At 32.5% G+C, this 7,004-nt stretch carries 10 protein-coding genes; 1 reads left to right on the top strand and 9 read right to left on the bottom strand.

Annotation, left to right across the window (positions count from 1 at the left end; translation table 11 throughout):
- Nucleotides 1-47 precede the first annotated feature (47 nt).
- The 4 genes from GGQ84_RS15055 to GGQ84_RS15040 are packed head-to-tail and all read right to left on the bottom strand — an operon-like array spanning nt 48 to nt 2,277.
- Nucleotides 48-347 (bottom strand): TadE family protein, encoded by a 300-nt coding sequence (locus GGQ84_RS15055; protein WP_429163629.1) that lies wholly within the window; start codon nt 345-347, stop codon nt 48-50.
- A 59-nt stretch (nt 348-406) separates the two neighbouring features.
- A complete protein-coding gene (locus GGQ84_RS15050; RefSeq protein ID WP_429163628.1) occupies nt 407-1,129 on the bottom strand; it encodes a sensor histidine kinase in 723 nt (240 codons plus the stop codon).
- 14 nt (nt 1,130-1,143) lie between these two features.
- The gene (locus GGQ84_RS15045; RefSeq protein ID WP_429163627.1) at nt 1,144-1,818 is read right to left on the bottom strand and encodes a type II secretion system F family protein; all 675 of its coding nucleotides are present in this window, start codon (nt 1,816-1,818) and stop codon (nt 1,144-1,146) included.
- A 9-nt stretch (nt 1,819-1,827) separates the two neighbouring features.
- Nucleotides 1,828-2,277 (bottom strand): type II secretion system F family protein, encoded by a 450-nt coding sequence (locus GGQ84_RS15040; RefSeq protein ID WP_429163626.1) that lies wholly within the window; start codon nt 2,275-2,277, stop codon nt 1,828-1,830.
- On the opposite strand from GGQ84_RS15040, the gene GGQ84_RS15035 reads away from it, so the two are divergent.
- Nucleotides 2,276-2,500: a hypothetical protein gene (locus tag GGQ84_RS15035; protein ID WP_429163625.1), complete on the top strand. Its 225-nt coding sequence runs from the start codon at nt 2,276-2,278 to the stop codon at nt 2,498-2,500. The two genes, GGQ84_RS15040 and GGQ84_RS15035, sit on opposite strands and share 2 nt — an antisense overlap.
- Before the next feature lie 247 nt (nt 2,501-2,747).
- On the opposite strand, the gene GGQ84_RS15030 is transcribed toward GGQ84_RS15035, so the two are convergent.
- From GGQ84_RS15030 to GGQ84_RS15010, 5 genes are all read right to left on the bottom strand, one after another.
- Complete coding sequence (locus GGQ84_RS15030; protein ID WP_429163624.1) at nt 2,748-4,037, bottom strand: TadA family conjugal transfer-associated ATPase; 1,290 nt, start codon at nt 4,035-4,037, stop codon at nt 2,748-2,750.
- Nucleotides 4,034-5,266, bottom strand: a complete 1,233-nt coding sequence (locus GGQ84_RS15025) for a CpaE/TadZ family protein (RefSeq protein ID WP_429163623.1) — start codon at nt 5,264-5,266, stop codon at nt 4,034-4,036. The genes GGQ84_RS15030 and GGQ84_RS15025 overlap by 4 nt, the downstream gene beginning before the upstream one ends.
- 5 nt (nt 5,267-5,271) lie before the next feature.
- Nucleotides 5,272-5,907, bottom strand: a complete 636-nt coding sequence (cpaB, locus tag GGQ84_RS15020; RefSeq protein WP_429163622.1) for a Flp pilus assembly protein CpaB — start codon at nt 5,905-5,907, stop codon at nt 5,272-5,274.
- A 19-nt stretch (nt 5,908-5,926) separates the two neighbouring features.
- Complete coding sequence (locus GGQ84_RS15015) at nt 5,927-6,115, bottom strand: Flp family type IVb pilin (protein ID WP_429163621.1); 189 nt, start codon at nt 6,113-6,115, stop codon at nt 5,927-5,929.
- A gap of 161 nt (nt 6,116-6,276) precedes the next feature.
- Nucleotides 6,277-6,822: a S26 family signal peptidase gene (locus GGQ84_RS15010; RefSeq protein WP_429163620.1), complete on the bottom strand. Its 546-nt coding sequence runs from the start codon at nt 6,820-6,822 to the stop codon at nt 6,277-6,279.
- Nucleotides 6,823-7,004 lie beyond the last annotated feature (182 nt).

Here is a 7,004-nt window from a genome sequence, read left to right as displayed (position 1 = left end):
TTAGGATCCATTCAACTTTGGATTATTTGAGTCCTAGAGAATATAAATTACATAACCTTAAAAAAGTTGTCTAGTTTACTGTTGACAATCCATATTATAACTGTACTCTGTTGATTATCATCATTAGTTCCAACTGATATAGAAGAAGAACTAGAGTTAAAAATCGGTTGTAACATAGCTTCTAGATTATTAACAACGCTATTAATATCCTTGCCGGTTGAAACTTGTCGTGCTGTCTCTCTAGCAGCTTGATTTATAAGGTTATTGTGAAAAGCTATACGGCTTAAATCTATAATACAAAACATTATCAAAATTAAAATAGGTAATACTAGAGCAAACTCTATCATACTTTGACCTCTTGTATCTTTAACCAATCTATTTACTTTCATTGCAGACTTCCTTTCAATCAATTAAAGTAAATTGACTTATATATAGGAAGACTAATTAAGATATTGTTAGTCTGGTTGGGACTTGAAGTTGCAACAAGTTTTCCACCTATAAAATGAATTCGATCATTTAAAGATCTAAGTATTTTACCAGATTTAAAGTCTAACGAATGAGATCTAAACAAGATATTAACTTTTCTTTTTTTGTAATATATAACTACTTCAATGGGATGCCTAGTAGTAATATCTTCTTGACTAATATTAATTAAATCTTGAATGTACCCTAATATAGTCTCATTGATTAATTTTGAAAAGACCACTTCTTTACCTATCACTTTACAGCTAACTTGTATATCATAAATACGGCTATATTCTTTGAGTAAATTTTGGATGTTATCAGACAAGTTTTTCTCAGTAGCATTTATTGGCAAAATTGAGCGGGAGTAACGACTAATACCCTTAGTGATTTCTTCTACATTAAGCTTTAGGTTTTTAAAATCACTTTCCCTCTCTTTATCATTGGTTTTTAATCCTAGATTGTCTATTTGCATATAAACTATTGATAATTGTTCAATTATATTATCCCTTATTATTTCATGGTTTTTTTCCCTTTCTACTTTTTCATATAATAAGAATTGTTTCGAATAGTTTTCTATCAGATTTTTATTTATCTTAATTTTATGGAGCAGTAGTATGATACTGACCATAAGTAAAAAACTCAAGCAGGAAATAAGATAAATCATCAGACTACACCCCCCTAAAATAGCATATTTTTTATTTGAATCAATGCTGGTCCTAATAAGACAATTAACAAGCCAGGGAAAATAAAAACTATTAATGGAAATAGAAGCTTTACAGTAGTTTTATAGGCCTCTTCCTGTGCCTGTTGTCTTCTTTTTTCTCTAATTTGCTTTCCTTGTGTTCTCAAAACATTTCCTAAGCTCACTCCTAGTTGTTCAGCATTAATAAGCATTGTTATAAATGAAGTAAATTCAGGAAGGTTAATTCTATGGGCAAGTTCTCGAAAAGCATCTTTTTTGCTTTTCCCATATTTTATTTCAGTCATAGTTTTATTGAATTCGTCAGTTAAAGGGCCTTTTTGTGTATTTATTACCTTGTGAATTGCAAGATCAAGCCCTAACCCTGCTTCAACTGCAATAGTCATGTAATCGATAAAAATTGGAATTTCTCGCCGGATTTTTTTTTGCTTTTTTGTAGCTTTATATCTAACAACAAAATAAGGAACTATAAGAGCAAATGAAACTTTTACCACATAACTTTTTAGTTTAGAAAATAGTTCCTCAGGCTTAGTACTGTGATCAGGCCTTAACTTTCCTCTTATTTGCTGCTGTAGTAGGCTATGATATATAGCTAAATATAAAAGTAAAAATACACCGCCGAAAAATAAAGTGATCCCATAGTAAGTGAACATAGTTTCGTATCACCACTCTACCTGTACAATTTTTTTAATAAAATAGAAACCTATTATCTGACTACAAAGCACTCCGAACAACAATATTTTTCCCATGGGGTTTTCCAAAAAAGGTGTAACATAATCTGGACTAATGATAAATATTAATAAAAAAAGTCCAATTGGTAGTAGGGCTAAAATGTAACCGGAAAGCCGTCCCTGGGAGGTAAGGCTTTTTACTTCTCTACTTAATCTCTCTCTATCTCTAATAGTTTCGGATACTGTATCTAACACGTGTGATAAATTGCCTCCAGATTCTTTGCTTAATAATATAGCATTTATCAATACCTCTAAGTCTTCTAGTGGACATCGTTCAATCATTTTAGCAAAGGCTTCCTCATAGCTTTTACCCATATTTACTTCATCGATTACCCGCTGAAACTCCTGGGAAACAGGAGGGGAAGAATTCTTTGCAATCATGTTAAAAGACTGCATTAATGTATATCCAGACTTAAGACTATTTGAGATAAAATTAGTTGTATCTGAAAGCTGGGCTTGTAATAATTTAAGTCTTCTTTTTATCATGGCTTTAATATATAGATTAGTTAGAATAATTAAGGTTAAAGAAATGGTAATAACTAATAAAATAGATGAAGTGATTAAAAGCACTAATATTGCCACAACTAGATTGATCATTAAGTAATACTTAACAAATGTATTAGTATCAATATTAATCGATGCCTCACTAAGCCTTTTCTCTAAGTTAGCTAATATATTTAAATTTTTAATAATAGACTTTTTTGGTACTTTTTTAATCTTTCTTTGTACGAGGCGATTACTAAGTTTGTCTTTATAGAAAGACCAGTAAATAACTTCATATAAAATTAAACTTATAGAAAGTATTATAAAAATAGAAATAAGAAAAATCATAAAAACACCCTCTACACCCTTTAGTTTTTAATACCCATAGCATCAAACTTATCAAAGATCCTAGGTCTTACTAGTGACCCCACAAAATGTCCGCTCAACTTTTTGCTCCGATATCCTGTCTGCTCGTACTTAAAAATATCTTGCAGAGCATATACATCGCCCTCTAATCCTACAACCTCTGTTATATCAGTTACCTTTCTAGTTCCATCTGCAAACCTTTGAAGGTAAATAACTAAATTAATTGCTGAAACTATTTGCTCTTTGATAGCGCGGAGAGGAAGGTCAATACCTGCGTATAATACCATAGTCTCCAGTCTGGAGAGGGCATCTCGCGGTGAGTTAGCATGAATAGTTGACAAGGAGCCACTGTGCCCAGTATTCATAGCTTGAAGCATATCCAGTGCTTCTGCCCCTCTAACCTCACCAATTATTATGCGATTAGGCCTCATTCGAAGACTATTTTTTACTAAGTCCTTAATCGTTATTTCTCCTTTTTCCTCAATATTTGAAGGTCGCGATTCCAACGAAATAACATGGGGTTGAACTAATTGAAGTTCAGCTGCATCCTCTATTGTAATAATCCTTTCATTAGAAGGAATAAACGAACTTAATACATTTAAAAGGACTGTTTTTCCACTGCCAGTCCCCCCAGCTACAAGAATGTTAACCTTGGATTCAATAGCTCTTTTTAAAAATTCTGCCATTTCTTTACTTAAAGTTTCTAAGGAGATAAGCTTTTCAATTGTTAATGGTATTTTGGCAAACTTGCGAATAGTTATTGTGGGTCCAGTTAAGGAAATAGGCGGTATAATAGCGTTTACACGAGAGCCATCGGGGAGTCTTGCATCCACCATAGGTGAACTTTCATCTATCCTCCTGCCAATAGGCGCTACTATCTTGTCAATAATTTGAATTACATGATCATCGTCTCGAAATTTCACATCTGTGAGCTCTAAAACACCATTCCTCTCTATATAAACTTGAGTTGAACCATTTACCATAATCTCTGAAACAGTATCGTCAGACATCAATTTCTTTATGGGTCCTAACCCACTGAATTCATCAATTAAAGCTTCAGCAACTATTTCTTTGTCTTTGTTGGTTATTGTTGGAAAGATCTGCTCGCTAATGCTATCCAGTAGAGCTTCAATGTAATTTTTTATTTTATGATAATCATCAAGTTGTTGAATTAATACTGTATCTATTTCATTAATAGCTTTCTTTTGCAACTGAACTAAAAGTGTATTTTCTTTGATGATATCTTTTTCATTTGAATTTTTAATCTCAGGTTTTCCGCTATGGAATTTCATTCTCTTTTACCAACCTTTCGTCTAAAGTACTCTAGAAAGTTTGATTTGGAATGTTTTCTAGCTTTGTATTCAATAAACTGTTTGCTTATATCATTGATTTGCTCTGCTATTTTTGTATTTTTATACATGGTTACTAGAGGCTCGCCACTATTAATTGACATACTCACTACTTCCGGGTTATCCGATATACAGACAATATCTTTTAAACCAAAGTATTCTGTAACATCTTTAAATTTCAAGTGCCAGCCCTCATTATATCTATTTAAAATAAGAGTAACATTTTCTTGAGGATATTTTAGTCTTTTTAATACATCAATTCCACTTTTTAAGTTTTTTATTGATGGAATTTCCATAGTTGTTACCATTAATAAGTGATTAGATTTATCAAGAGATGTCATTACTACTTCATTGAAGAGAGGTGGCAAGTCAATAACAATGTAGTCAAAAATTCGAGAAAATAATAATATAATGTCAGCTACATCTTGACCACTAATCAAATCTGCTTGCTCAGGCTTCATTGGAGCTGCTAATATTTTTATTCCGCTTCTATGGGTAAGTAAGTATTTTTCCAATTCGCTTATGTCAATGTTGTCTTTATCCTTTATCAAATTTACAATACTTTTTTTTGCAGGTATATCTAAAACTTCTGCAATATCGCCAAACTGTAAATCTAAATCCATTAGAAGTACATCTTCTCTAGTCTGTTTTTTTAAAGAAACTGCCATATTTGTGGCCAATATTGTCTTGCCTACTCCTCCCTTACTACTTAGTACAGATATAATATTTGTTTGTCTGTTGGGTATGATTAGTGGATTCTGAGTAATTTGCTTTCTTTGTTCTCTTTTAATAGCGTAAAGCGACAAGATAGCATTTTGTAACTTAGCCTTGCTAAAGGGAATTTCAAGGAAATCTCCTGCACCAGATTGCATAGAGCGTCTGAGAAGTTCATCTGATTGTACTGTTCCAATTAAAATGACACCTATATATGGAGCCACTTGAGATATTTTTAAAGTTGCGTCAAATCCATCCATTATTGGCATATTGATATCCATTAGTACAATGTCTGGTTGAAAACTAATAGTTAAGTCAACAGCATCCTTCCCGTTTTCTGCCTCACCTGTTAGCTTGAACTCTTTAGCAGAAAACAAGAGCTCTTTAATAGAATCTCTCATATACTTATTGTCGTTAACAATTAATACTCTTATTTTTTCAGGCATATCAATCACCATTCTCTCTACTCTATAATTGGACGCAAAGCTAATCTTATCTCGCCTAATTTATCCATAAGAAAAATTTTTTCCCCATTTTCTGGTGTCACCTTGAATGTTATTACTTTAGTTCCAGCTCCTCCTTGATTATATTGAGTTTCTAAAACTTCAACTTTTTCCAGAACTTTTTCTATAACTTCTCCAGAATCATCCCTAGGGGGGAGATAAGCTAATATATCCACATAATCTCCCTCTTTCACATTTTCACCCACACTACTAACAGTATCCACCTGTATTGTTAATGCTCTATACCCCTCATCTATAATGACAGAAAGACCATCACGCTCTCTCCCTTGAATTAATCTTTGTTCTAATATCTGTTCTCCTGAATAGATTGTATCTCTTGTAACTCGACCTATAAGCTGTGATCTATTGCTACTACTCCCCTGCAAAATTGCTGCTTCTGGTAACTCAACTTTGGTTAGGTGCTCTTCTGTAATAATTGACTTGGGAGGAATGTCTGTAGCTGCTATTGTAATTGTTACAGTGGGTACTGGTTCATATTTATCGTCATTATAATGAAAGTAATAAAGCAGTCCTCCTGTTATCATAAAAGCTATAGAAAATGCTAAGATTAAGGACTTTCTTTTTATGCTGTTCATTTTATCCCTCCCAGGCCCTTTAGTCAGATCCAGTTCCACTTAAAGCATTAATAATGTCTTGGAAGATGGTTTCAACATTTTCTCCTAATTGAGTAAGAATAACAATTAATGCAACTGCAACTAATGCTACGATTAAAGCATACTCTACCATGCTTTGCCCATCCTCTTTTCGTAAAACTCTATTTAAATTCTCTAGTAATGTCTTCATTTTGCAAATCCCCCTTTCTGTTATAATAATATATTAGAATTTGAGATAGTTAGTGAGCTATTGGGGAAAAATAGGCGAATGATAGAGTTAGTATGAGTTTATTGTTTAGTTTTAGAATCGAAAAACACCACAACAAAATGTGGTGTTTAGAAGTATTCTAGTCAATCAACGCTACTCATATTATTTACTTGTAAAAACCCATCATAAGTAGTAAGGGATAGATTGTTAGGATTGAACAGATATTTATTATTGTTGAAGCTAATATAAAAAGGGCTTTCTTCTGCACCTAATAAATGAACTTGAAGCACTTTGGTTACAATTTTCGAAAAATAACCTATTGTTACAGTAACATCATTTAAAAATGTATCTGTTTTAATTATTCTCCATACTTTATGTAGTACTAAATTATCTTTTACTGGGCCAAACTCCCTACTATCCCATGAGTTATTCAAGTTATCGCCCAGTAAAAATACTTTGCCATCCTCATTCCATTCTATTCTTTTACAGATTAGAGTTTCATCCTTAATAGTAGTAACAATATCTCCCTCTTTATATGACAGAGCTTTTACAGAAACAATAATATCCCCTTGTCTTAGCGTTGGTTCCAAAGAGGAGCCCATTACAATATTTATTTTAATTGGAGATATATAAATCATGAAAATCAGAATTGCCAAAGCAATAACAATACTATTCAAGTTTCTCACCATTTCACAAAAACCCCTCTGAAATTATTTTGATAAGATGGATATTATTATTCTATTGTCTTTGGCTTATTCCTGCTAATAAATCTAACTAATCGAGTAGGAGGTAGATAATTATTTTATCTACCGTCCTCTCACACCACCAAGCATACCGTTCGGTACTTGGCGGTTCATTAAGTTAATTGCAT

This window comes from Desulfitispora alkaliphila, assembly GCF_050433185.1.
GTDB lineage: Bacteria > Bacillota > Desulfitisporia > Desulfitisporales > Desulfitisporaceae > Desulfitispora > Desulfitispora alkaliphila.
This window is presented reverse-complemented; position numbering and strand designations above follow the sequence as displayed.

What these genes read in the sequence shown, in the direction of transcription:
- GGQ84_RS15055 (WP_429163629.1), bottom strand. Translation starts at nt 347, where the DNA reads ATGATAGAGTTTGCTCTAGTATTACCTATTTTAATTTTGATAATGTTT.
- GGQ84_RS15050 (WP_429163628.1), bottom strand. Translation starts at nt 1,129, where the DNA reads ATGATTTATCTTATTTCCTGCTTGAGTTTTTTACTTATGGTCAGTATC.
- GGQ84_RS15045 (WP_429163627.1), bottom strand. Translation starts at nt 1,818, where the DNA reads ATGTTCACTTACTATGGGATCACTTTATTTTTCGGCGGTGTATTTTTA.
- GGQ84_RS15035 (WP_429163625.1), top strand. Translation starts at nt 2,276, where the DNA reads ATGTTAAAAGACTGCATTAATGTATATCCAGACTTAAGACTATTTGAG.
- GGQ84_RS15040 (WP_429163626.1), bottom strand. Translation starts at nt 2,277, where the DNA reads ATGATTGCAAAGAATTCTTCCCCTCCTGTTTCCCAGGAGTTTCAGCGG.
- GGQ84_RS15030 (WP_429163624.1), bottom strand. Translation starts at nt 4,037, where the DNA reads ATGAAATTCCATAGCGGAAAACCTGAGATTAAAAATTCAAATGAAAAA.
- GGQ84_RS15025 (WP_429163623.1), bottom strand. Translation starts at nt 5,266, where the DNA reads ATGGTGATTGATATGCCTGAAAAAATAAGAGTATTAATTGTTAACGAC.
- cpaB (WP_429163622.1), bottom strand. Translation starts at nt 5,907, where the DNA reads ATGAACAGCATAAAAAGAAAGTCCTTAATCTTAGCATTTTCTATAGCT.
- GGQ84_RS15015 (WP_429163621.1), bottom strand. Translation starts at nt 6,115, where the DNA reads ATGAAGACATTACTAGAGAATTTAAATAGAGTTTTACGAAAAGAGGAT.
- GGQ84_RS15010 (WP_429163620.1), bottom strand. Translation starts at nt 6,822, where the DNA reads ATGGTGAGAAACTTGAATAGTATTGTTATTGCTTTGGCAATTCTGATT.